The sequence below is a fragment of the Candidatus Pelagibacter communis genome (assembly GCF_001180205.1).
Classification (GTDB): domain Bacteria; phylum Pseudomonadota; class Alphaproteobacteria; order Pelagibacterales; family Pelagibacteraceae; genus Pelagibacter; species Pelagibacter ubique_O.
In genome coordinates, this window is the sequence record NZ_CVSU01000080.1 from 1 (window position 1) to 25803 (window position 25803).

A 25803-nucleotide genomic window follows, 5' to 3' on the forward strand; every position below is an offset into this window, starting at 1 on the left:
TGCAATTAAAGCTCCTGGTTCTGCAATGTGAATATCACCTAACATAGCGTATGATGCAGTAATACCTCCTGCCGTTGGATCAGTGATACACACTAAATATGGAAGATGATTTTTCTTTAATTCATTAATTGCAAGAGTTGTTCTTGTCATTTGAGATAAAGAAATTAAACTTTCCATCATTCTCATTCCCCCACCTGCACTAATACATAAAAAAGGTGTTTGATTTTCTATGGCATGTTGTATTCCATATAAAAAAGCCTCACCTTCTGCAGCTGCCATTGAAGCTCCTAAAAAATCAAAATCAGAAGCTACAGCTGTAATTTTAATATTATTTATAGTTCCTGAGGCAACCAACATTCCACATTGTAATCCTGTTTTTTTTCGGGCACTTTTTAATCTTTCTTTGTAAGGTTTGGAGTCAGTCCAATTTAGTGGATCGTCTTTTGGTATTGGAGTTTTGAAGATTTCATAATTATTTTTTCCAAACAAAATATCAAATCTTTGATGTGGTTTTATTCTATGATGACGTTTACAATCTGGACATACCCACAAGTTTTCTTCTAAATCTTTTTTTAAAATTGGACCCTTGCAACACGATGTCCAATCACTTTTTGCAATATCTTCTTTTGTAGCTCTTTCACGTATAGCAGTTTTAATTTTTTCACCTGCTTTAATAATTTTTGTTATCCAGTTCATAGAATTTTATTTTTTAATCTCCTTACGATATTAGTAACATTTGTGACAGCATTTTGTCTCTTTTCAATGGATTTAGAGATTTCTTTACAAATTGAGCTACCAACCACTAAACCATCAGCATTTTTAAGAGATTTGATGGTTTTTTCTGTAATTCCAAAACCAATAACAACATTTTTTGATTTATTTTGTTTTTTTATTTTGTTGTATTTTTCTAATATTTTTTTTGGGGATACTTTAAGCTTTCCACCCGTTGTAGATAACATGCTTATATAATAAATCATGTCGTGTGAGTCTTTTATGATTTTTTTTAATCTTATCTTAGAAGTTGTCGGAGAAACCAACTGAATAAAATTAATTCTTCTTTTTTTACATTTTGATGCAAAATTTTTATTTTCTGGATAAGGTAAATCAACAACTATTAAACCGTCAACTTTTGACTTTTTGCATTTTTCTAAAAATTTATTTTCATTATATTGATAGATCATGTTGTAATAGCCCATCAGTATAATTGGTTTATTTTTTTTTAATTTTTTAAAATTTTTTACAATTGAAAAAACATCATTAATTTTAATACCATTTTTAATTGCCCGGTAAGCACTTGTTTGTATTTGTCCTCCATCAGCTATAGGAGTGTTGTGAGGAAAACCTAATTCACAAATATCTGCATAATTTGAAATTGATTTTAATATTTCTAAGGATTTTTTTTTAGTATTATCTCCAGCGACAGTATATGTAAGTAAAGCTGGTCTATTCTCTGCTCGTGCAGCTGAGAAAGCTTTGCTTATTAATGAATTCATTAATTTTTACCCAACCTCTCTCTTAAGATATCTCTATCTTTTTTAGCATCACCACAAGAGTTAACTATTATAATTGTGTCTTTGCTTAATTTTGGAGCAATTTTTATTGCTTCAGCAAATGCATGGCTAGGTTCCAAACTCGGATTAAGTTTTTCAAATTTAGTTACCATCACATGTGCTTTTAATGCATCTTCATCAGTTGCATAAGTGTATCTCGCCCGTTTTGCATCTTTTAAAAAACAATGTATTGGACTTACGCCTGGGTAATCTAACCCAGCACTAATTGATTCAGTATCATTTATTTGACCTTCATTGTTTTGACAAACATAAGAAGCTGCACCATGTAAAATTCCAATTTTAGCATTTCTACTTAAAGGTGCAGCGTGGAGTTTTGATTTTTTTGGACCTCCAGCCTCTACACCAACTAATTCTATTTGCGATTTATTAAAATCTATAAATTCACTCCAAAAACCATATGCAGAACTCCCACCACCCACACAGTTAATTAATTTAATTTTTTTTGGAATTTTTTTGAATTCTTGTTTAATTTGTATTTTTAATTCTCTTGAAATTTGTGCTGTACTCCATCCACAAATTTTTACAAATATATTTGGACCAACTGTACTGCCAACACACATGTGTGTAGTGTCACAATTTGATACCCAATATCTCATACACTCACTGACCGCATCGACTAAGGTTTGACTGCCTGAATATACAGGAATTATTTCAGCACCATTTTTTCTCATAGCATCACAGTTTGGTTTTTGCCTCTTAATATCTTTTGCACCCATGAAAATTTTACATTTAAGACCAAATTTTTTAGCAGCCATGCTTAACATTTTGCCCGCATAACCTGCACCTGTGTCACCAACTATATATTTTTTACCCATTGCTTTACAAATTAATGCATGAACAGTAGCATTATAAATTTTATGAGCACCGCCATTGGCTTCAGAAACTATTTTGGCCCATATTTGCGCTCCACCTAAGTGATTAGATAAATTTTCTAATTTTACAAATGAAGTAGGTGATCCTATGTAATTTTTAAAATAATAATCTCTTTTTTTTATAAAATTTTTATTATTCCTTAATTTTGAAAATTCATTTGTTAGATCTTCAACCGGTTTTTTTAAAGTCTCAGGGATAAAACTACCCCCAAATTTACCACCCCAAAAACCATTATTATCATGCTGGTCAATTAATGGAATTTTTTTCTTAAGTCTCATTTTTTACTTTATTTAAATTATTTAAAAAAATTTCTATTTTGGATTTATCTTTTAATCCAGAAGTTTCTAGGCCTCCAGATAAATCTATAAAATTGGCAATTTTTTTGAAATTTTTAAGATTATCATCAAATTTTATGTTGCCTGCTATCATTAATTCTTTATTGAGTTTAAGAGTTTTAATCAGATTATGATCAAATTTTTCACTTTTTTCATAACCTTTACTGTCAAATAAATAAATATCTGTTACATCTGAAAAATACTTGTGTTTATTAACATCAAATTTATCTTTTATAGTTAAGGCTGTAATAATTTTTTTTTGATATTTTTCTTTGATAATTTTAATTTCATTTGGAGTGCAGTCATACAATTGATAATAATCAAAAGGTAAATTCTTTATTTTTTCTAAAATTTCATTTTCAGGTTTTACTAAAACAGCAACAAATTCACTTTTATTTTTTTTTACATCTAGTAATTTTTTAAGATTTTTTGTTTCAATATATCTTGAGCTTTTTGGATAATTACAAATGAAACCAATAAATTTAGGTGGATAAGTATGATTGATAATAAAATTTAATGTTTCAGAATCTGATATCCCGCAAATTTTACAACCTCTGATCATTGATTTAAATGATCTACTAATCTTTTTGTATTATTTTTTACATTTCCATTCGTTAAAGATCTACCAATGACTATGCCTGTAACTTTGTTTTTAAAAGCATCTATAGGGGTCATAATTCTCTTTTGATCGTTGGAACTGTCTCCTGGTAATCTTATTCCAGGTGTTATAATTAATAATTTTTTGTATTTTTTTCGAACAATTAATGCTTCTTGTGCAGAGCAAACCACACCATCACAACTTGACTTATTTATAAGTTCAGCATGTTTTAAAACTAATTGTTTGATCTTTTTAGTATGACCTATTTCTTTTAGAGATTTATTATTAAAACTCGTCAATACTGTAACACCCAATATTTTTATATTTTTGTTTATTTTTTTTGCTTCTTTTTTAACTGCTTTTAGCATTTCCAATCCACCATTGGCATGTACTGTAATATATTTACATTTTTTTAGATCTTTTAAGCTATGTATTGCAGACATAGCTGTTTGTGGAATATCGTTTATTTTTAAATCTAACCAAAAATCACTTTTAATGTCTTCTAAGAATTTTCTTCCATGTTTGGAATAAAAAAATTGAAGACCAAATTTTGGAATAATTTTAAGTTTTTTTGTTTTTGTTTGTTTTATTATCTTTTTAATTTTATTCAAATTTGAAGTATCGCAGGCAACAAATATAGTTTTATTCTTCATTATTATTTATTTTTTTAAACAAGTCTTTTGACATTTTAAAGTGAATTGTTTTTTTTTCAGGAGTATTAACTTTCTCACCAGTTTTAGGGTTTCTTGATATTCTAGCTTTCTGTGTGTTAGTCGAGAAAACTCCAAAACCCCTCAGTTCTACTCTATCACCCCTTTTAAGAGATCTTTTTATTTCACTCAAAATGATATTTGTAAATTTTTCTAGGTCTTTTTTTAAAAAATTTGGGTAATTATCAGAGAGTTGTTTTAAAAGCTTTGATTTTACAACAGCCAATTTTATCTTCTTAATTTATTCTGTTTCTTCTTCTTTTTTCTTTAGATCTTCAGATAAAGATGAAAAAGGTAAATTTTTACCTGATCCCTCAGATCCATATTTTTCTAAAGCTTCTTTCTTTTCAATTTCCTCTAGAAGTTTAATGCTAAGCACAACTTTCCTTTTATTCAAATCAAGTTCAGCTATTGCACAATCTAACTTTTCTCCTCCAGTCCACCTACTTGGCCTAGCATCTGCAGCATTGATTGCTATTGCTGATTTTTTTATTTGAAAATCCATTTCACAACCCTCTGGTCTAACTAGTAAACCTTTATTGTCAGTAGATATGACTTTTACTGTTATTGTTTGATTTTTTGTTTTATCTTTAAACCAATCAAATGGATCCGTTAGAGTTTGTCTCAAACCAACTCTAATTTTTTGTTCAATTGCTTTGATTTCTAAAACTTTAACTTTAATTTTATCACCTTTTTTATATTTAGAGAGCTCTTCTTCCCCATTATTTGAATAAGTTAAATCATTGCAGTGCAAAAATGCATCAACATCTAAATTTTCTATTTTTACAAATAAAGAATATTCATTTTTATTTACAACTTCACCCTCAACAATTGTATCGACTGGATATTTTTTCTCAAAAGTTTCAAATGGATTTTCTTTTGTCAATCTATGTGAAATAGCCACACGTCTTTTTTCTTTATCAATTTCTGTAATCACGCATTCAATTTCATCACCTACTTTGAATAACTTCTTTGCAGAAATATTTTTTTTTGACCAACTTAACTCACTAGAATGAAGTAGAGTTGTTAATCCTGGTTCTAATTCACAAAATGCTCCAAAATCCATCAACTTTACAACTTTAACTTTGTATACTTTATTTAGTTCATAATTTTCAATATGCTCGAATGGATCTGGGGATAATTGTTTGATTGAACAACCTACTTGTAATTTTTCTTTATCTACACTTATAACTTTCAAGTCATGTTTTTCACCTATATTGAATACTTCATCAGGATGATTCACTCTTGAATAAGATATTTCTTGTAAATGAACTAATACATCAAGTTCTCCATTTACATTAAAGAAACAGCCAAAAGTGCTGTAACCTTTCACCTCTGCACCTTTAATTATGTCTCCAACTTTAAATTTTTCAATAATTTTGGCTTTATCCTCTTTTTTAAATGAGGATATAATTTCTCTTCTAGAGACGCAGGCATTACCTCTCACTTTATCTAATTTAATAAGTGCAAATTTTTGGGGCTCATTCATCAGATGACTAATGTCTTTTAGAGGTTTGTCACTAATTTGAGATCCAGGAAGAAACATTAGTGAACCAGTATCTATATGCTCAACTATACATCCACCTTTACATTTAGATGTGATCTTACCCATGATAGGTTCATTTTTTTCATATGCTTCAACTAGTTTATCCCAACCTTTTATTTTTTGTGCTTTACTAGCAGATACTAAAACTTCCCCACGTTTATCTTCAATTTTTTCAAGCAGTACAGGTATTGTTTCACCTATTTTAATTTTTTCAGATAAACCCATACTTTTCAACTCGTTAATATCTAATACCGGTTCTGATTTTAGTCCCTCTACAAATAAAAATACAAATTTTTCAGTAATCTTATTGATTTTTCCCTCAATAATCTTTCCCTCCTCAATATTAATTTTGGATAACTGACTGTTTAATAATTTTTCGAATTCTTGTGATGCGGCGTTTGATAAATCTTTATAAATTTCCATTAACTATTAATTTCCTGTCTATTATTTTTTTAATTTTTAAAAAACATGCCCTTTTATTAAGGTTTGTCGTATTAATCAATAGTGAATCTATTGTTTTTTTAAGAGGTGCAATTTTTCTGTTTAGGTCACTTTTATCTCGTTTTTTAATGCTTTTTAAGACTTCTTTATAAGTAATTTTTTTGTTTATTGCCTTTAATTCCTTAAATCTTCGTTTAGCTCTAGTAGTAATGTTGGCAGTAATATAAAATTTAAAATCTGCATCTGGAATTATGTTATAAGTTATGTCTCTTCCATCTAAACATGAACCCTTATATTTTTTTGGTGGATTATAAGCATAGTTTAACTGAATTAAGTGAACAATTTTTCTTAACTTTTTGTTTTGAGAAATAATTGAGGCCTCATTTCCAACTTTATCGGATAATAAAGATTTTTTTGAAAGGTCTTTCATTTTTAAAAATTTAATCTTTGATTTAATAAATTTATAGTTAAATTTTCTTGGAAATTTTATTTTTAAATAAGCAATGTATCTATAAATTTTTCCAGTATCTAAATAAAATAATTTATAATGTTTAGATATAGCTTTTGCTATAGTACCAGCACCTGCAGCAGCAGGAGAATCTATAGCAATTTTCAAAATATTACTTCTTTTTTTAATCATTTTTTTTAATTTTATTTATTATATTTAAAAATCTTGGAAAAGACGTTTTGATTGAGTCCTTATCATGTATAGTCCAACTACCGCCAAAAGTTAATGCCGCTATTACACTACTCATAAAAACTCTATGATCTTTTAGAAAATCTTTAATTATAATTTTTTTATTAATTTTTAGATTAGGATTGCCATAAATTTTAATACTATTTTTTTTGACAATTGTTTTTATTCCCATTTTATTAAGAATTTTTGCACCCCAAGCTAATCTAGGGCTTTCTTTCTGATTTAATTCTTCTAAGTTTTTAAAGTAAGAAATACCTTTAGCTTTTGCAGCAACTAAAAAAATAATCAAAAATTCATCTATAGCTCCACTGTTTAAGCTTGGTGGGCAATTAATTGCCTTGATATTATTAGAACTAATAACCTGAATATTCGCAATTATTTCACCTTTGTATACTCTTTTATTTTTAATATTAATTTTTACACCCATTTTTTTTAATATTGTAATTATTCCAGTCCTTGTTGGATTAATGTTAACATTAGTAATTGTAAGTTTTGAGTTTTTAGACAATGCTGTTAGTACTATAAAAAAAGCAGCAGAACTAATATCTGATGGAATATCATAATTAAGGTTATGTATTTTTTTTACTTTTTGAATCTTTATTAAATCATAATTTTTTTTTGATTTAATTTTTATAGGTAAACTTAAATGCTTACTTAAAAGTTCAGTATGATTTCTTGATTTTTTTGCTTTTATTATAGTTGTTCCATTTGTTCTCATCCCAGCAAATATCACTGAACTTTTACATTGCGCTGAACCCCGATTTTCTATGTATCTAATTGGTTTTAAGTTTTGTGATCCTAAAATAGTTAAAGGTAAATTATTTTGTTTATTTAATTTTATTTTTGCACCAAATTTATTTAGAGGGTCAGCAATCCTTTTAAAATCTCTTTTTGATAAACTCTTATCCCCAATTAGTTTTATTAACTTTGGAGTATTTATTAATAAACCAAGAATAAGTCTACCTAATGTACCAGAGTTTTTTGCGTCTAGAGTAAGTTTGTTATTATATTTATAACCATCGATACCTTTTCCATAAATTACACACTCCTTTGTATTTATTTTTGATTTAATTCCCAACTTTCTGATAGCATTAAATGCAGCAAGAACATCTTCAGATAATAATAAATTTTTTGCTTTTGATTCACCATTCGCTAGTGAAGAAAATAATACCCATCTAATACTCAGGCTTTTATCACCACTTACTCTGATTTTTTTATTAAATTTATTTATTTTTTTTTTAATTTCTATCGAATTTGTCATTAAAGATTAATTAAATTTAAAACTATCGCCAAAATATGCATTTTTGGCATCAATATTTCTTACTAGGTTTGAAGGAGAGTCTTGAGCTATAATTTTTCCGTTACTTAGAATCATTGCCGTATCAACACATGCTAGCAAATCTCTTGCTTGGTGATCACAGATACAAATTGTTATACGGTTTTCTTGTTGTAGATTTACAATAATTTCTTGAAGCATTTTAATTGTTAAAACATCAAGAGCTGCAAAACATTCATCTAATAGTAAAACTTTAGGATTTCCTAATAAAGATAATGCTATAACTAATTTCTTTTTCTGTCCTCCTGATAAAAATTTAGCTTTAATATCTTTTAAGTTATCCAACTCAAATTTAGAAATTAAATTATTTATACGTTCTGATCTTAAATTTTTATTATCTATCACAATTTCACTTATAGCTTTTAAGTTATCATGAAGTGTAAGATCGTTAAAAAATCCTCCATATTGAGGAACATATCCAACTTTAAACTTTTTTGTTCGAAGGTAGACTGGATATTTTGTTACATCTTCATTAACGATTTTTATTTTTCCTTTATCTGGGTTCACTAGCCCGGTAATTAAATTAAAAATTGTTGATTTACCAACACCGTTTGGACCAAGCATGCCAAATATTTGACCTTCATTAATTTTAAAATTTATATTGTCTAAAATTAATCTATTTCCATAAGATAAAGAAACATTATCAAACTCAATAATTGAATTAATATTTTTAAATGACTTTATTCTGAACTTTTTAATAATTGCCATATTAATTTTTACTTTGAATTTTTACTTTTTTTTTATTTTCATACATATAAATTTTAGTATCTTTAGTTTTTAAATCAATTTCAATTACATCTGCTTTAAGAATATTTTTTAGATTTGTATAAACTATATTTTTTGAAACAATCATAGAATTTCTTCTTGGTGAGAAATCTAGATATTCTCCAGTAATTTTATTATCTAGGTAATTAATTATTACATTTTTTGAAAAAATAGTATCTAAGTTATTTGAATTATACTTTCCATATGATGAGGAAATTGTTAATAAATTTGAGTTTTTTAATATTATTGTTGCGTAAACATCTGTTAAAAATATTATATTACTGTTTGAAAAATCAATTTCACCTTCAGATGCTGTGATAACGTACTCGTTTCCCTTAACATCTCTAGAGGTATATCTCACATCTTTAATGATATTTGAATTATAAGTGTTGTCTTTTTCTATAAGTGTGGTCTCAGAAATAATTTTTTCATCTTTTTTAAAAATTTTTTGGTAAAAAAAAACAATAAAAATAAATACAATAAGAATTAAAAATGAAATTCTTAAATATTTATTATTCATTTATGTAATATTTGACTGCAAAATATTATGAATATGTAATATGCCTATAGTTTTATTCTTATTTTTCTTATTATAAACACTTAATGAGGTAATTTTTTTACTATTCATAAGTGCCAAAGCTTTAGCTGCTAGAGAATCTTTTTCAATGCTTATAGGTTTTTTTGTCATTATTTCGCTTACTCTCATCGATTGTATATTTAATTTCTTTTGATTAAATCTTCTGATTTGTCCATCAGTTATAATTCCAATGGTTTTTTTTTGTTTATTTTGAACAATTAGAACACCTAAATTTTTTGCACTAAGTATTTTTAACGCTTCTTTCATTCTTAAATTCTGACTTACAAAAGGTATTCTATTTCCAACTAACATTATATCTTCAACTGTTTTAAGTTGAGCCCCTAAATTTCCAGCTGGATGCAACTTCTTAAAATCCATTTTATCAAATTTTTTATACTTCATTATTGCAATAGCTAATGCATCACCAAGTGCCAGTTGAACAGTAGTGCTTGAGGTAGGGACTATACCCCCAGCTTCAATTGTTTGTGGTATAAGCAATTTAATATCCGCAGCTTTATAAAGTAACGAGTCTTTTTTAGATACTATACAAATTAATAATATTTTATTTCTGTTTGCATATTGAATAATATTTTTTAATTCATTTGTTTCGCCAGAGTTGCTTATTAATATTAAAATATCTTTTTTTGAAATACTACCCAAATCACCATGAGAAGAATCTCCAGCTGAAAGACAAAAAGATGGTGTACCTACCGAAGAAAGAGTTGCAGCAATTTTTGAAGCTATAATTCCACTTTTACCTACGCCACACAAAATTACTTTAGATTGACATTTTATAATATGACTAACAGCTTGATTAAAAGAAGAATTAATATTTTTTTTTAATTTCTGTAGTGCTTTAATTTCAAGATTAATTACATCCTTAGCAATAGTTTGAAATTTCTTTTTATTCATTAATGTGCCCAGACATCATCTTTAAATAAAGCTAAATCAAGATCAACTCTAGTTTGTAAAAATTTTAAACAATTATAATAAAGTTCTGATCTATTTTCTCTTTCTAGTATTTTATTTAATTCCTCATGAATTTTATGTAGATAGATTACATCGTTTGCACAATATTTCAGTTGTGAAGAGGTTAATTGACCTCCAAAATCTGAATTTTGAAATTGTTTACTTATATCAATGTTTAAAAATTCCTTAATTAATGTTTTTAAAGAATGGTTGTCAGAGTACGATCTTGCTAGTTTAGAGGCAATTTTAGTATCAAGAATGTTATTTGTATTAATTTTTAGATAATATTTTATATGAGCTAAATCAGCTCTCCCGTAATGAAATATTTTAGTTATTTTACTATCACTAAGTATTCTAGACAAATTTGGTGCGTTATAGTTTTTTCTATCAAATTGGATAATATGAGCATCTGAATTGCCAGTTGATATTTGAATTAAACAAAGAGGATCTCGTCTAACATTTAACCCCATAAACTCACCATCTACAGCTATTATATTATTGTCTAATTTCAAATCATCTGGTAGATCGTTTTTGTGTAATTGAATTTTATTACTCATTTTTAAACATATATATATGAAAGCAAAAAATTGTCTAATTTTTGGTGGGAGTGGTCAAATTGGTAGAAACTTAATAAGAAAGCTGACTAAGAATAATTATAAAGTTACAGTAGTTACAAGAAATATACACCAAAAAAGCTATATCATAAAAACCCAAGCCAATGTTGGTTATATAGATATTGTAGAAGCCAATATTTTCGATGAAAATAAAATAAGAGAACTTTTTAAGAAAGCTGATATTTGTATAAATTTAATTGGAATTTTATTTGAAAAGAAAAAAGGTAATACTTTTAAAAATATTCATTCAATATTTCCATCAATATTAGCAAAACTTTGCAAGGAATATAATCTTGAACATTTTATACATTTATCGGCTCTAGGAATAAATGAAGCAGAAGATTCTGAATATGCAAAAAGTAAGCTCGATGGTGAAAGTAATATTTTTAAAAATTTTTCTCTCGCAACAGTTTTAAGGCCTTCAATTGTTTATTCGTCAGATGATAATTTTACAACAAATTTTATGACCATACTAAATAGACTTCCTTTTTTTCCATTATACTATGGCGGATCAACTAAATTTTCACCAATTCATTGTTCAGACTTAACAGATGTTATTTGCAACATACTTTCAAAAAATGTTGATTCAAAAATTATTGAATGTATAGGGCCTGAGACAATTACTTTTAAACAAATAATAGAAAAACTATTAAAATCAATTGGAAAAAAAAGGTTACTCATACCTTTTCCATTAAAAATAGCAGAAATTTCGGCAAGATTTTTTGAAATGATGCCTAATCCTTTACTTACAAGAGATCAATTAAGACTTTTAAAATACAACAATATTCCTTCAGGAAAATACAAAACAAACTTTGATGTTGGTACACCAAGTAAAAGATATTTTGATAAAGAAGTTCAAAAATATTCTTATATGTGGAGAGACGGTGGGCAGTTTTCCACAGATAAATATATTTCTAAAAATGAATTGGATACAAAGCCAAATTAATTAAGCCGATTGAATTTTTTTTTCAATTAATTCTGGTATCTCTTCTTTATCTGCAACTTCCTCTTTTTTACCCTTAGGTTGGTAAGCATACAAAAGATGTAATTTACAATATGAAAAATCTTTTAAGGACGATCTTCCACAAAAATAAAATGATTTTTCGTCAGGATGACCTACAGGCCATTTACAAGAGTTTTCATCAAGCTCTTCTAATTGCTTTGGATTTTCTGGTTCAAAATCTTTTTCAATTATTAAAGATTTAAATTTACTTCGACGCCCTCTTTTTATTTGAATATTTTTTTCAATTTTTGAATTTTCAAAGTTTTGGTTTGATGTAGCTGTTCTTGTTTTGATTTTTGCTGATAGGTTTAGCCTATGAGCTTTACCTATAACTGCATTTCTACTAATGCCACCAATTATTTCAGCAATTTGGCTAGCAGTATTACCTTTTCCCCAAAGTTCCTTTAATTTTGCAACTTTTTCATCAGTCCAGCTCATAATCAATATCTTGTATCTTATTTATATAAAACAACAATATACTGATATAAAATTAAATTAAACAATCAAAAAATGAGACTTATCAACATAAAATCTAATTAGTAAGTATATATTTATTTTCAATCCCAACTTGTATTAATAATTAAAATTTATAAAACAAATTAAATTTATGAGTTATTTAGCAAAAAATTATAATAGAAAAAAAATTTCCTTTAAATACGGCAAAGGTAGCTATTTATATTCTATTGGTAAAAAAAAATATTTAGATTTTGTACAAGGAATAGCAGTTAATTCTTTAGGCCACGCAAATCCTAAATTAATAAAAACTATAAAAGATCAATCAAATAAATTATGGCATGTATCTAATGCATTTCAAATTCCAGAGGGAGAAAAACTTGCTAAAAAATTATGTACTAAAACTTTTGCTGATTATGTAATGTTTCAAAATAGTGGTGCCGAAGCTACAGAAGCAGCAATTAAAGTTGCGAGAAGATATTTTTACTCAATAGGTAAACCAAATAAAAATAGAATTTTATGCATTAAAAACTCCTTCCACGGAAGAACTTTAGCAACAATTTTTGCAAGTGGATCAAAAAAAATGACCGAGGGATTTGGCCCAAAAGTAACAGGGTTTGACCACTTCAGTTTTGGGGATCATAATTCTCTTAAAAAAAAAATTAATAAAAACACAGCTGCAATTATGGTTGAAACGATTATGGGTGAAGGCGGTATAAAAGTGATACCAGATTGGTGCTTAAAAGAATTAAGAGTATTATGCAACAAGAAAAAAATATTATTAATTCTCGATGAAGTTCAGTGTGGAATAGGAAGATCAGGTGATTTCTTTGCCTTTGAAAAATCAAAAGTAAAACCTGATATTGTACCAATTGCAAAAGGGATAGGTGGAGGATTTCCTATTGGCGCAGTTTTAATGAACAAAAAAGTTGCCTCAGGCATGACACCAGGCACTCATGGATCAACATTTGGAGGAAATCCTTTGGCGATGGCTGTTGGAAACACTGTTATGGATATTATATCAAATAAAAAATTCTTAAATAATGTCAAAACTCTATCGGAGTATTTTTTATTTAAATTGAATAAAATTCAAGGAAAATATCCAAAAATAATTAAGCAAATAAGAGGAAGAGGTTTTTTGATTGGGATACAGTTACATAAAGATCAAACCGAATTCATTAAAAAATTAATGGATAATCAATTGTTGACTATTCGAGCAGCTGAAAATGTTGTTCGTATTCTACCTCCATTAAATGTTAAAAAAAATGAAATAGATTTAGCAATAAAAATTATTGAAAAGGTTTGTTCACAAATAAAATAATATGAAACATTTTATAAATTTAAAAGATATTCCTGCAAAAGATCTTAGAAAGATTATTGGTGATGCTAAGAAAAGAAAGAATTCAAGAAAAAAACTAAACACTCTTGAGATTGACAAAGGTGCACCTCTTAAAGGTAAGATTTTAATACAAATGTTTGAGAAGGCTAGCTCGAGAACAAGAATTAGTTTTTATTTAGCAATTAAACAGCTTGGAGGCGGCACCTTAACTCTTCGATCTAATGAGCTTCACTTAGGTCAAGGAGGAGAAAGTATTGCTGATACTGCTAAACTTTTATCTACTTATGGTGATGGTTTTATGATGAGAACTGATAGTGATAAAAAGATCGAAGACTTCAAAAAATATTTAAAAATTCCTATTATTAATGGTCTAAGCCCGTCGTCACATCCTACTCAAGTTTTATCTGATATTTTTACTGTTGAAGAAATAACGAAAAAACCTATTTCAAAATTAAATATTTGCTGGATAGGTGATTCAAACAATGTTTTGAGTAGCTTAATAGCTGCATCAGTAAAATTTTCTTTTAAATTAATTATAGGTTGTCCAAAAAAATTTGAACCAGGAAAACAAGTTAGAGCTTGGGTCAAAAAAAATAATAAAAAAATTTATATTTTTAATGATGCAAAAAAAGCAGTTTCAAATGCAGATGTAATTTTTTCTGATAAAGTTATTTCTTTAAATGATAAAGTTAATAAGAAGAAAAAAATAAAAGCATTTAAAAATTTTAAAATTGATAAAAAATTAATGAGTTACGCAAAAAAGAATTGCATTTTTTTACATTGTTTACCTAGAGGAGACGAAGTGAGTGATGATATTTTCTTGGGAAAAAAATCTCACGTATGGCAACAAGCACTCAATAGAGTTCACGTACAAAAAAGTATTTTATTATATTGTTTTGGAAAATTAAGGTAGCGGCAAAGGGCTGTCTGAATTCTCATTTAGATATTTTATTACAGAGGCTCTATCTTTTTCTTTTCTAAGACCTGCATATGCCATCTTTGTTCCCTTAATCCATTTTGCAGGTTTAATTAAAAATCCATTTAGTTCTTCAAAAGTCCATTCTTTATCATACGCAGCTAATGCTTTAGAATATTTATATTCTTCAACCGCTCCAACTTTTCTTCCCACAACATTATAAAGTGCTGGACCTATAGCATTCTTTCCTCCTTTAACAATTGAATGACAAGCTGCGCATTTTTTAAAAACTTTTTCACCATGAGCAACATCTCCCATTGCCATCAATGCTGATATATCAATTTTGTCTGACGTCGTGCTTGAGCTGGTTGTGGATACAGTAGTGGCAGCCTCTACTTCAACTGAATAACCAGGTGTTTCAGGTTTCTCTACATGGAATATAACATCAGATAATTTTCCAATACCGATAACAAGCAGGGCAACCATTAAAACTGCAGCAACTATTTTATTTATTTCGAAAGAATCCATTTTTTCTAAATTTTGTAGTGAACGTATAACACGATAAATTAAAAAAAAGCTAAAATTTAATGTATAAATTTGCCTCTATAGTTGTTTAACGAGTATAATAATTTGAAAATATAATGAAAACTTTAGTAATTATACCCTCTAGAATGTCTGCGACTAGGCTTCCAGGTAAACCGTTATTAAAAATAAATGGCTTATCAATTATATCACATGTGTCTAAAAAAGCTGGAGAAGCCAATATTGGAGACGTGATTGTAGCTACAGAGGATCAAGAAATTATTGATGATGTCAAAAGAAATGGTTTCAATGCTATTTTAACTAGCAATAAACATAAGACAGGTACAGATAGAATTCATGAGGCGCTTAAAAAATCAAATGTTAGAGATGTTGATTTTATTATGAATTTGCAAGGTGATGAACCAGCAATCGATATTGATGATATCAAAAATTTGAATGACAAAATGGTAAAAAATAATTCTAATTTAGGAACTCTTGCGGCAAAAATAAAAGATAATAAAAACCTTAAGAATGAAAATATTGTTAAGGTCATTACTGAAAATAGCCTAGAAAGTGATCATTTTCCAAAGGCTGTATCCTTTTCAAGAAAATCTGAGCAGGTGGAAAATATTTATCACCATATTGGAATTTATTGTTATTCAAGAGATTGTCTAGAAAAATTTGTTCACTTGGATCAATCCAAAAATGAAATAGAAAATCGACTAGAGCAGTTAAGAGCATTAGATAATAATATTGATATCAATGTTTCACATGCTATGTCATCTCCAATAGGAGTGGATACAGAAGAAGATTATCTAGCCTTAAAAAAAATAATGGAATATAAGAATTGATGAGTAAAATTTATTTTCAGGGAACCTTTGGTGCATATTCTCATTTAGCAGCGCTTTCTATTGATCCTAAAGCAGAAATATTACCTTGTAAAACTTTTGATGAGTGTTTTAACAAAGCATCTGAAGAGCCAGATAGCAGAATTATAATTCCAGAATCAAATAGAATTACTGGTAATATTGGAATTGAATATTTAATATTTAAACATAGGCTTAATATTTATAAAGAGCATTTTCAAAAAATTGAACACAACTTATTAGGACAACCTGGAGCTAAATTAAAAGATATCAAAGAAGTATACTCACATGCTCAAGGATTGTCTCAGTGTTCAAAATTTATAAAAGAAAATAATTTAGCAGAACATATTAGAGCAGATACTGCTGGATCTGCTGAAATGATTTCTAAAACAAAAGATATCAAACAATCTGCGATAGCATCTTCCTTAAGCGCTGAAATTTATGGCTTAGAAGTAATTGAAAAAAATATAGAAAATGAAAGTGGAAATTTGACAAGATTTTTGGTTATGGGAAAAAATATTTCTCAACCAGAATTTAAAGACAAAACTTATATAACCTCTTTTTTATTTAAATTGAAAAGTAAGCCAGCTGCCCTCTATCAATCACTAGGAGGTTTTGCTATTAATGGTGTCAATTTAACTAAACTACAAAGTTATCCAGAAAAAAATAGTTTCGATTCTTATTTTTTTTTATGTGATTTAGATGGACATATTGAAGACTCAAAAGTTCAAAAATCTCTTGAAGAGCTGGGCTTACATTGTGAGGATTTTCACGTTCTAGGTGTTTTTGAAGCTGATAGTTTGAGACAAAATAAATAAGAATCTTTTCTTGTAGATTAGAAATTTTAACTGCTATAATAGATTTGGAGGCTAGAGGTGGATGCTGCTTGAACCCGACCAGATCTTAACGGAAGCAGTCGTAGAGACAGTTATTCAGGTTCTAGTCTCCTTATAGATATATGAATAATAACTCAAAAGTATTAGCGCTTAAATATAGACCACAAACTTTCGATGATCTTATTGGTCAAGAGGTTGTTGCAGAAACTATTACCAACTCGATTAAAGCTGACAAAATACCTAATGCATATTTGTTTACTGGAATAAGGGGAATAGGAAAAACTACAACAGCACGAATTGTTGCAAAAGCACTTAATTGTTCAAATGGAATAGAAAATAAATGTAAAATTAAATGTGATAATTGTGATGCGATTACAAACTCAAATCATATCGATGTTCTTGAGATGGATGCCGCAAGCAAAACAGGCGTAGATGACGTAAGAGATTTGATTGAATTTTCTAGATATGGGCCAACATCTGCAAAATATAAAATTTTCATAATTGATGAAGTTCATATGCTTAGCAAGCAAGCATTTAATGCATTATTAAAAACTTTAGAAGAGCCACCTGAATATTTAAAATTTATTTTTGCAACAACAGAAATAAAAAAAATTCCTATTACTGTTGTTTCTAGATGTCAAAGATTTGATTTGTCTAGAATTAAATCCTCAGAATTATTAGAATATATAAAATTAATTAAAGATAAGGAAAATGGAAAAATAACAGAAGATGCTTTAAAGCTTATAGTAAAAATTTCGGAAGGTTCTGTTAGAGATGCTTTATCATTATTAGATAGAGCATTATTAAGTTTGGATGATGGAAAGGAATTGGATTTAAATTCAGCTCAGAAAATTTTTGGATATTTCGATAAATCTCAATTAATTGACTTATTTGAGCTGATTTTAAAAGGTGAAGAAACAAAAGTAATAAATATTTATAGAAAAATTTATGACCAAGGTGTTGAACCAAAAGTTTTTATTAATGACTTCTTAGAGTTACTTTATTATTTTAAAAATATTAATTCTTTAACTTTAGAAAGCACAAACTTTTCATTAAATGATGAAGAATTTTCTAAAATTAAAAATTTATCAAATCAAATAGATTCAGAGGTATTGATATTATTTTGGCAATTTGCCATTTCTTCTCTTGAAGAAATTGATGTTGTTTCAAACCAGCACCTTTCAATTGAAATGTTCTTAATAAGACTGATGCATTTAAGTTCTGTAAAATCTAAAAATAAAGTTGAAAAAGTTGAGATTGATTTGAAGAGTGAAAATTTAGTTAACAATAAAGAAACTGAATTAACTCCTAAAGCAATCAATCAAATCAAGAATATTGCACAGGAAGAAAAAACCAAACCAGAAGTTCAAACAGAAATTAAAGCAGAACATAAAATTAATATAAATGCATTTGAGGATTTAATTGAAATTTGCTCAAAAAGAAAAGAAATCAAACTTAAATACGAATTAGAAAAAAATGTTAACCTTGTAAAATTTGAAAAAAACAGAATTGAAATATCTTTTAATGAAAGTTTAGATAAAGATTTTGTAAAAGATTTATCATCAAAGCTTTTTGAATGGACCGGTGAAAGATGGATTATTACGTTTAGTAAATTAAAAGGGCAGATTTCAGTAAAAGATAAAGAAAAAAATGTAAAAAAAAAGTTAATGGATGAAATGAAAAATTCAGAAATATTTAAAAGTGTGATGGATAAATTTCCTGATGCCGAATTAATAGATGTAAATTCAAAAAAAGATGGAGTTGATAATGACTGATTTTAGTAAAATTTTAGATAAAGCAAAAGAACTTGAGGCAAAAATGAAAGAAAGCCAACAAAAGATTAAGGAAATTAGAGTTGAAGGAGTTTCGGGTTCAAATTCTGTAAAGATAACTTTGGATGGAGAGGGAGAGATGCAAACAATAAAGTTATCTGATGAAATTATGAAAGAGGACAAAACCATAATTGAAGATTTAATTGTTGCAGCACATAATAGTGCTAAATCTCAACTTAAATCAAAAACAACTGAGGAAATTTCAAAAGCAACAGGTGGGTTTGGAATTCCAGGTTTCAAATGGCCCTTATAAAATATGGAAAATGGTAATGAGATAGATGATTTAATTAAACTGATATCAAAATTGCCTGGCTTGGGTCCTAAATCAGCAAAGCGGATTGTATTAAAGTTAATTAATAATAGAGATGAACTAGTAAAACCTTTAGCAAAATCATTAGCGGATGTTTATAAAAATATTTCTAGATGCAAAATTTGTGGGGCTCTAAAATCTATTTCAATAGAGTGTGATTATGAAAATTGTAAAATTGTAGATAAAAAATATGAAAAAATTTGTGTAGTAGAAAATATATCTGACCAGTGGAGTATAGAAAGTTCAAATATATATAAAGGTTATTTTCACATTTTAGGAGGCACTATTTCGTCAGCTGGACAAAAAAAAGAGGATTTATTAATTAATTCTTTAGTGCAAAGAGTTAAAAAAGATAAGATAGAAGAAGTCATACTTGCAACTAGTGCAACTGTTGAAGGTCAAACAACTGCATATTATATTCAAGATAGTTTAAAAAATTTGAATGTTAAGATTACTAAATTAGCACAAGGATTACCTGTTGGTGGAGAAATTGAAAGTTTAGATGATGGAACTTTATTTTCTGCTTTTAAAAATAGGTCTAATTTGGTTTCGAACTCAGATTAGATTTTTTTTTCAATCTATTTAAATGAAGTAATGGTTCAGTATAACCTGAAGGTTGCTCTTTACCTTTAAACACTAAATCACAAGCAGTTTGAAACGCTATAGAATTTTCATAATCATCACTCATTTTAACATATAGCGGATCATCTTTGTTCTGATCATCTACTATTTTGGCCATCTCTTTCATTATTTCAGTTACTTGTATTTTTGTTGTAATTCCATGATGAATCCAGTTGGCTATATGTTGTGAAGAAATTCTTAGAGTTGCCCTGTCTTCCATCAAGCCAATATTGTTAATATCAGGAACTTTTGAACAACCTACTCCTTGATCGACCCACCTTACAACATACCCCAATAAAGTTTGTGCAGAGTTTGAAATTTCTTTATTTATATCCTCTACAGACCAATTGGGTCTATCTGCTATTGGAATTGTTAAAAGATCATCAAGCATAGCTGGTTCTCTATCAGTTAATTTTTTTTGTTCATCGAAAATATTTATTTCATGATAATGTAGAGCATGTAATGCAGCTGCTGTTGGTGATGGAACCCACGCACAATTTGCACCTGCTTTTAAGTGTCCTGTTTTTTGCTCCATCATATCTTTCATTTTGTCGGGCATTGCCCACATTCCTTTTCCAATTTGAGCTTTACCAGAAAACCCACAACTTAAACCAATATCAACATTGTTATTTTCGTATGCAGTAATCCATTTAGACGATTTCATATCACCTTTTTTAATCATAGGACCGGCTTCCATTGATGTATGCATTTCATCACCAGTTCTGTCTAAGAAACCAGTATTGATAAAAAAAACTCTATTTTTGAGACTTCTAATACATTCTTTTAAATTTGCTGATGTTCTTCGCTCTTCATCCATAATCCCAATCTTACATGTGTACTTAGGTAAATTTAGAACTTCCTCAACTTTAGAAAAAATTAAATCTGTAAATGCCGTCTCGTCTGGACCATGCATTTTAGGTTTTACAATATAAACTGATCCAGTTCTTGAATTATTTTTATTTTTAATATCATGTAGCGCGGCTGCTGTAGTTATAAATGCATCCATAATACCCTCAGGTATTTCGCTTCCATCACTCAATAAAATTGAAGGATTTTTCATCAGATGACCGACGTTCCTTACAAGCAATAGGCTTCTACCATGCAACTTTAAGCCTTTGCCATCTTTTGAGATATAACTTCTGTGTGGATTTAATTTTCTCTCAAATAATTTTCCTTCTTTTTCAAATTTTGACTTAAGATCTCCCTTCATTAAACCCAGCCAATTTCGATAACAAATAATTTTATCTTTCGAGTCGACTGCTGCTACACTATCTTCATTATCACAAATTGTTGACACTGCTGACTCTAGTATTATGTCACTAATACCAGCATGATCTTGTTGGGCAGCAAAAGCTCTAGAATCTTTTAGAATTTCAATATGTAAATTATTATTTTTTAAAATAATTGCGGATGGATTATCACTTTCACCTCTGTGTCCAATAAATTTATTTTCGTCCTCTAAATCAAAAATATCGGCACCTTTCAAAACTTTTAATTTTCCAAATTTTACAGCAAAACTTGTAATTTTATTCCAGCTTAATCCCGCTAATGGAAAGTATTTATCTAAAAAATCTCTTCCATATTTGATAACCATTTCACCTCTTAAAGGATCATATCTTTCAGATACGCTATCCTCAGACTGTTCAATTACATCCGTACCATAAAGACTATCATATAAACTCATCCATCTTGCATTCGCAGCATTTAATGCATATCTTGCATTCATCACAGGCACAACTAACTGAGGCCCTGCTATACTTGCAATTTCTTCATCAACATTTTTGGTTTCAATTTTAAAGTCAGGCCCTTCTTCTTTTAAGTAACCAATTTCTAATAAAAATTTTTTATATTCATTTAAATTAAATTCTTTACCTTTATTTTTAATATGCCATTCATCAATTTTTTTCTGCAATTCTTCTCTAAATTTAATTAATTCTTTATTTTTTGGTGCTAGCTCATCAAGAGTTTCCTCAAGACCTAACCAAAAATTTTCTGCTGATATATCAGTCCCTTTTAATAATTCGTCGCTTACAAAGTTAGATAGTTTTTCAGATACTTGAAGGTTGTTAATTTTAATGTATTTTTCTTGCATAGCACTTAACTTCTTACCCCATCTGTATTTTTGCCTGAGAGCTTTACTCCTTCGGCGGAAATCAATCTCTTTCCAGAGTGTTATGCTTTAATCGGTCCTTTTGCCTGAGAGTTTCCGGGGTGGTTGCTCCTTCGGCGCTAAAAATAGTCTCTCCCGATAATGAATTTGTATCTGTTAAATGATTTAAGTCAATTAATAAGAATTACACCTTATTTAATATCATTTTATTGCCTTTTTTGTATTTTAACCATCCGCTATAAATAAAATATGAAAAATTATCTAAATTTTGAAACAGAAATTAAAGATCTAGAAAACGAACTAGAAAAATTGAAAGATCCTTACAATCAAGAGGGATTATCAGAAGTCGATACTCAAAAAATTTCAAGCACTCAAACAGAAATAGATGAAAAATTAAAAAATATTTATTCCAATCTAGATCCTTGGCAGACTACTATGGTCGCTCGTCATGAAGATAGACCTAAAGCAAAATTTTTTATTGATAATTTGTTTGATGATTTCATCTCACTATCTGGAGATAGATATTATGGAGAAGATAAATCGGTTTTAACTGGATTTGCAAAATTTAATGGAAAATCAGTTTTAGTGATAGGACAAGAAAAAGGAGAAGATTTGGATAGCAGAATAGAAAGAAATTTTGGAATGATGAGGCCAGAAGGTTATAGAAAAACTATAAGATTAATGAACTTAGCAAACAAATTTAATATTCCCATAATCTCTTTTATTGACACTCCAGGAGCATATCCAGGTGTAGGAGCCGAAGAACGAGGACAAGCAGAAGCAATTGCAAAATCAATCGAGTGCTGTATGGAGCTTAAAGTTCCAACAATTGCAATAATTATAGGTGAAGGTGGTTCTGGTGGAGCAATTGCATTAGCTTCATCAAATAAAGTCCTTATGCTAGAAAATGCAATTTATTCAGTAATATCCCCTGAGGGATGTGCAACTATTCTATGGAGAGATCCAAAAAAAATGCTTGATGCTGCGAAAGCTATGAAGCTTTCAGCTAAAGATTTACTTAAGTTAAAAGTTATTGATGAAATAATTGACGAACCATTAGGTGGTGCACACAGAGATAGAGATATAATATTAACCAATATCAGACAAACCTTAACAAAAAATTTAAATTATTTTGACAACTTATCCTCTGAAGAAATAATGACTGAGAGAAAAAATAAATTTCTAAAAATTGGAAGAAATGATGGTTTTATGACTAGTACTGAAGATTTAAGTACATTAACAATTAAGAAAAATAACTTTGATCAAATTTTTAAATCAAAAAAAATATTAATAGCGGTTATTGGTGGATTAATTTTAGTTTCTTCAATCTTTTTATTAATTTAAATTCTATAAGGCTCCACAGCAGTTTTTAAATTTTTTTCCTGTAGCCTCACATCTATCGTTTCTAGAAATTTTTTGATTTTTTTTTATTAACAATAAACATTTTGGATTATCAGATGGATTTATTTTTTTAGAATTTTTTTCTTCATTATTTGGTTCCATTACTACCTTTAAGTTCATTAAAATACTTACATAATCTAACTTTAATTTTTCTAGAAGATTTGAAAATAATTCAAATGCTTCTTTTTTGTATTCAACTAAAGGATCTCTCTGACCATAAGATCTTAATCCTATAACTTGTCTCAATTGCTCCAAATATTGAATGTGAGATTTCCAGTTTAAATCAATTGATTGAAGAAAAATTCTTTTTTCAATTTCTTTTGCATGATCTTCACCTAGAAGTTTAATCCGTTCATTTCTAGTTTCTTGAAACTTATTAGAAATCTTCTCTCTGAAATCTTTATCTTTTGCTTCAATTAAATCTTTAAATTCAGCTTCTTCAAAGCTTTTTCCAACTATTTGTTTAGTTTTATTATAAAATTCATTACTTTTAGGATTAGATAAATTTGAAATTTTTAAATTAATTAAATCATCAGATATTTCTTTTAAAAATTCATCTGAATAATCAAAGATATTTTCACTATTCATCGCATTTTTTCTTTGTGAAAATACAACATGCCTTTGATCATTAAGAACATTATCAAATTTGATGAGTGTTTTTCTTATATCAAAATTTCTAGCTTCCACTTTCTGCTGTGCTCTCTCTAAAGCTTTATTAATCCATGGATGATCAATACTTTCACCGTCTTTAAGTCCAAGTTTTTCGAGCATATTATTCATAGAATCTGATCCAAAAATTCTCATTAAATCATCCTCTAGACTGACGTAAAATACAGAGCTACCTTCATCTCCCTGTCTTCCAGATCTTCCTCTTGCCTGGTTATCCACCCTTCTAGACTCCATTCTTTCTGTACCAATTACAAATAAACCACCAAAGGATTTAATTTTATCTTTATTTATTTTAAGTTCCTCCTCTGGAATAGAGCCCTTCTTACCACCAAGTTGAATATCAACTCCTCTTCCCGAAATACTTGTTGTAATTATTAATGAATTTTCTTTTCCTGCATTTGCAATTATCTCAGCTTCATTTTCATGATTTTTTGCGTTTAACACTACATGTTTAATATTTTTTTGATTTAACAAATTTGAATAAACTTCAGATTTATTAATACTTGAGGTAAATACCAAAATAGGCTGACCTAATTTATTTCTTTCAATTATTTTTTCTATAATTGCTTCATTTTTCTCTTTTTCTGTTCTAAAAATTAGATCGTTAAAATCTTTTCGAATCATCTCTTTGTTTGTTGGAATAACAACAACAGGAAGATTATAAATTTCAAAAAACTCTTCGGATTCTGTAGCGGCCGTACCAGTACAACCAGATAATTTTTTATAAAGTTTAAAATAATTTTGATAAGTAATTGAAGCTAATGTTTGATTTTCAGCCTGTACTTTAATTTTTTCTTTGGCCTCTAATGCTTGATGCAAGCCATCTCCAAAACGTCTACCTTCTAAAATTCTTCCAGTTAGTTCATCAATAATTTTAAGACTTCCATCTTTAACAATGTAGTCTCTACCTTTTTCAAATAAATGATTTGCTCTTAAAGCCTGATTAACATGATGAACTAAATGTAAATTTTCTGGATCATAAAAATTATTATTTTTTAAAATACCAGCATTAGAAAAGAGTTTTTCAACATTATTAATTCCATCATTTGTCAATAAAACACTCTTTTCTTTTTCATCAATTTCAAAGTCTTTATTGTTTAAGATTCTAATTAGTTTATCAATTACTAGATATTGGGCAGTTTTATCTTCAGCTGCTCCAGAAATTATTAAAGGTGTTCTTGCCTCATCAATCAAACATGAGTCTATCTCATCTACTATTGAAAAATTATGATCTCTCTGAACCATTTCTTGTTCAGAAAATTTCATATTATCTCTCAGGTAATCAAAACCTAATTCACTGTTAGTTGCATATGTTATGTCACAATTATAATTTTTTTTACGTTCAGCATCATCTTGATAGTTGTTTATAAATCCCGATGAAAGACCAAGAAAATTATAGATTTGTCCCATTTCAATAGAGTCTCTTTTTGCAAGATAATCATTTACAGTTACTATATGTACACCTTTGCCACTCAATGCATTTAAATATGCAGCAAGTGTTATTGTTAGAGTTTTTCCTTCTCCAGTTCTCATTTCTGCAATTTTGCCCTCATGCAAGGCTACACCTCCTATTAACTGAACGTTAAAGTGTCTTTCATTTCGTGTTCGTTTAGCAGCCTCTCTGACTAAAGCGAAAGCTTCTGGAAGTAATTCGTTTAAAGTTTTTCCGTCTTTTATCTGATTTTTAAATTCATTGGTTTTTTTTGGAAAGTCATCGTCATTTAAATTTTTTAAATCTTCCTCATTTAAGTTTATTTTTTCAACAATTTTTCCAATTCTATCTAGTTCTTTTTGATTGCTAGATTTGATAAATTTTGTAATTAAATTTAATGGGTTAAACATGACTATTTGATTTATTCTTTACTTATATTGTTTAATATATGTATTAAATAA

Annotated in this window: 26 protein-coding genes and 1 riboswitch; of the genes, 9 read left to right on the plus strand and 17 right to left on the minus strand. The window is 28.3% G+C overall.

Annotation, left to right across the window (positions count from 1 at the left end; all coding sequences use genetic code 11):
- The 13 genes from AMO08_RS02965 to AMO08_RS03025 all read right to left on the minus strand — a co-directional run.
- On the minus strand, positions 1 to 696 hold a 696-nt coding region (locus AMO08_RS02965), incomplete at its 3' end, for an acetyl-CoA carboxylase carboxyltransferase subunit beta (protein WP_075484965.1).
- On the minus strand, positions 693 to 1493 hold the full coding sequence (trpA, locus tag AMO08_RS02970) for a tryptophan synthase subunit alpha (protein ID WP_075484967.1): 801 nt from the start codon (positions 1491 to 1493) through the stop codon (positions 693 to 695). The genes AMO08_RS02965 and trpA, both read right to left, overlap by 4 nt.
- On the minus strand, positions 1493 to 2722 hold the full coding sequence (locus AMO08_RS02975) for a tryptophan synthase subunit beta (protein WP_075484969.1): 1230 nt from the start codon (positions 2720 to 2722) through the stop codon (positions 1493 to 1495). The genes trpA and AMO08_RS02975 overlap by 1 nt, the downstream gene beginning before the upstream one ends.
- Complete coding sequence (locus tag AMO08_RS02980; protein ID WP_075484971.1) at positions 2712 to 3341, minus strand: phosphoribosylanthranilate isomerase; 630 nt, start codon at positions 3339 to 3341, stop codon at positions 2712 to 2714. The genes AMO08_RS02975 and AMO08_RS02980 overlap by 11 nt, the downstream gene beginning before the upstream one ends.
- Positions 3338 to 4030, minus strand: a complete 693-nt coding sequence (pyrF, locus tag AMO08_RS02985) for an orotidine-5'-phosphate decarboxylase (RefSeq protein ID WP_075484973.1) — start codon at positions 4028 to 4030, stop codon at positions 3338 to 3340. The genes AMO08_RS02980 and pyrF overlap by 4 nt, the downstream gene beginning before the upstream one ends.
- The gene (locus AMO08_RS02990) at positions 4020 to 4313 is read right to left on the minus strand and encodes an HU family DNA-binding protein (protein ID WP_075484975.1); all 294 of its coding nucleotides are present in this window, start codon (positions 4311 to 4313) and stop codon (positions 4020 to 4022) included. Before AMO08_RS02990 ends, pyrF begins: the two co-directional genes overlap by 11 nt.
- Before the next feature lie 15 nt (positions 4314 to 4328).
- Complete coding sequence (locus AMO08_RS02995) at positions 4329 to 6056, minus strand: S1 RNA-binding domain-containing protein (RefSeq protein WP_075484977.1); 1728 nt, start codon at positions 6054 to 6056, stop codon at positions 4329 to 4331.
- Entirely contained in the window at positions 6043 to 6714 is a 672-nt protein-coding gene (locus tag AMO08_RS03000; RefSeq protein ID WP_102134041.1) for a (d)CMP kinase, read from the minus strand. Before AMO08_RS03000 ends, AMO08_RS02995 begins: the two co-directional genes overlap by 14 nt.
- Positions 6707 to 8032, minus strand: coding sequence for a 3-phosphoshikimate 1-carboxyvinyltransferase (aroA, locus tag AMO08_RS03005; RefSeq protein ID WP_082255014.1), 1326 nt, complete (start codon positions 8030 to 8032; stop codon positions 6707 to 6709). The genes AMO08_RS03000 and aroA overlap by 8 nt, the downstream gene beginning before the upstream one ends.
- Before the next feature lie 6 nt (positions 8033 to 8038).
- Positions 8039 to 8815, minus strand: a complete 777-nt coding sequence (locus AMO08_RS03010; protein WP_075484979.1) for an ATP-binding cassette domain-containing protein — start codon at positions 8813 to 8815, stop codon at positions 8039 to 8041.
- 1 nt (position 8816) lies between these two features.
- Positions 8817 to 9392: an LPS export ABC transporter periplasmic protein LptC gene (gene lptC / locus AMO08_RS03015; protein ID WP_075484981.1), complete on the minus strand. Its 576-nt coding sequence runs from the start codon at positions 9390 to 9392 to the stop codon at positions 8817 to 8819.
- Positions 9393 to 10361 (minus strand): KpsF/GutQ family sugar-phosphate isomerase, encoded by a 969-nt coding sequence (locus AMO08_RS03020; RefSeq protein ID WP_075484983.1) that lies wholly within the window; start codon positions 10359 to 10361, stop codon positions 9393 to 9395.
- On the minus strand, positions 10361 to 10975 hold the full coding sequence (locus tag AMO08_RS03025; protein ID WP_075484985.1) for a ribonuclease D: 615 nt from the start codon (positions 10973 to 10975) through the stop codon (positions 10361 to 10363). Before AMO08_RS03025 ends, AMO08_RS03020 begins: the two co-directional genes overlap by 1 nt.
- Positions 10976 to 10991: 16 nt before the next feature.
- Here AMO08_RS03025 and AMO08_RS03030 point away from each other — a divergent pair, with 16 nt between their 5' ends.
- The gene (locus AMO08_RS03030; protein ID WP_075484987.1) at positions 10992 to 11978 is read left to right on the plus strand and encodes a complex I NDUFA9 subunit family protein; all 987 of its coding nucleotides are present in this window, start codon (positions 10992 to 10994) and stop codon (positions 11976 to 11978) included.
- Here AMO08_RS03030 and AMO08_RS03035 read toward each other — a convergent pair whose 3' ends face one another.
- Positions 11979 to 12473 carry a GcrA family cell cycle regulator gene (locus tag AMO08_RS03035; protein ID WP_075484989.1) on the minus strand — a complete coding sequence of 165 codons (495 nt, stop codon included), beginning with the start codon at positions 12471 to 12473 and terminating at the stop codon, positions 11979 to 11981.
- Between the two features lie 169 nt (positions 12474 to 12642).
- Between AMO08_RS03035 and AMO08_RS03040 the strand changes: the two genes are divergently transcribed.
- Positions 12643 to 13809, plus strand: a complete 1167-nt coding sequence (locus AMO08_RS03040; protein WP_075484991.1) for an aspartate aminotransferase family protein — start codon at positions 12643 to 12645, stop codon at positions 13807 to 13809.
- A 1-nt stretch (position 13810) separates the two neighbouring features.
- On the plus strand, positions 13811 to 14740 hold the full coding sequence (gene argF, locus AMO08_RS03045) for an ornithine carbamoyltransferase (RefSeq protein WP_075484994.1): 930 nt from the start codon (positions 13811 to 13813) through the stop codon (positions 14738 to 14740).
- On the opposite strand, the gene AMO08_RS03050 is transcribed toward argF, so the two are convergent.
- Complete coding sequence (locus AMO08_RS03050) at positions 14732 to 15271, minus strand: c-type cytochrome (protein WP_075484997.1); 540 nt, start codon at positions 15269 to 15271, stop codon at positions 14732 to 14734. The genes argF and AMO08_RS03050 overlap by 9 nt on opposite strands.
- Positions 15272 to 15384: 113 nt before the next feature.
- Between AMO08_RS03050 and kdsB the strand changes: the two genes are divergently transcribed.
- The 5 genes from kdsB to recR all read left to right on the plus strand — a co-directional run bounded on the left by kdsB (position 15385) and on the right by recR (position 19673).
- Entirely contained in the window at positions 15385 to 16116 is a 732-nt protein-coding gene (gene kdsB / locus AMO08_RS03055; protein ID WP_256997648.1) for a 3-deoxy-manno-octulosonate cytidylyltransferase, read from the plus strand.
- Positions 16116 to 16949 carry a prephenate dehydratase domain-containing protein gene (locus tag AMO08_RS03060; protein ID WP_075485003.1) on the plus strand — a complete coding sequence of 278 codons (834 nt, stop codon included), beginning with the start codon at positions 16116 to 16118 and terminating at the stop codon, positions 16947 to 16949. Before kdsB ends, AMO08_RS03060 begins: the two co-directional genes overlap by 1 nt.
- Positions 16950 to 17089: 140 nt before the next feature.
- A complete protein-coding gene (dnaX, locus tag AMO08_RS03065) occupies positions 17090 to 18742 on the plus strand; it encodes a DNA polymerase III subunit gamma/tau (protein WP_075485005.1) in 1653 nt (550 codons plus the stop codon).
- Positions 18735 to 19052, plus strand: coding sequence for a YbaB/EbfC family nucleoid-associated protein (locus tag AMO08_RS03070; RefSeq protein WP_075485012.1), 318 nt, complete (start codon positions 18735 to 18737; stop codon positions 19050 to 19052). Before dnaX ends, AMO08_RS03070 begins: the two co-directional genes overlap by 8 nt.
- Positions 19053 to 19055: 3 nt before the next feature.
- Positions 19056 to 19673: a recombination mediator RecR gene (gene recR / locus AMO08_RS03075; protein WP_075485016.1), complete on the plus strand. Its 618-nt coding sequence runs from the start codon at positions 19056 to 19058 to the stop codon at positions 19671 to 19673.
- Here the strand turns inward: recR and AMO08_RS03080 are convergent.
- Positions 19648 to 21822 (minus strand): malate synthase G, encoded by a 2175-nt coding sequence (locus tag AMO08_RS03080; protein WP_075485019.1) that lies wholly within the window; start codon positions 21820 to 21822, stop codon positions 19648 to 19650. The two genes, recR and AMO08_RS03080, sit on opposite strands and share 26 nt — an antisense overlap.
- Before the next feature lie 82 nt (positions 21823 to 21904).
- Positions 21905 to 21988, minus strand: a riboswitch (glycine riboswitch).
- A gap of 101 nt (positions 21989 to 22089) precedes the next feature.
- On the opposite strand from AMO08_RS03080, the gene AMO08_RS03085 reads away from it, so the two are divergent.
- Complete coding sequence (locus AMO08_RS03085) at positions 22090 to 23184, plus strand: acetyl-CoA carboxylase carboxyltransferase subunit alpha (RefSeq protein WP_075485022.1); 1095 nt, start codon at positions 22090 to 22092, stop codon at positions 23182 to 23184.
- A gap of 3 nt (positions 23185 to 23187) precedes the next feature.
- Here AMO08_RS03085 and secA read toward each other — a convergent pair whose 3' ends face one another.
- The gene (gene secA / locus AMO08_RS03090; protein ID WP_075485025.1) at positions 23188 to 25752 is read right to left on the minus strand and encodes a preprotein translocase subunit SecA; all 2565 of its coding nucleotides are present in this window, start codon (positions 25750 to 25752) and stop codon (positions 23188 to 23190) included.
- Between the last annotated feature and the right edge of the window lie 51 nt (positions 25753 to 25803).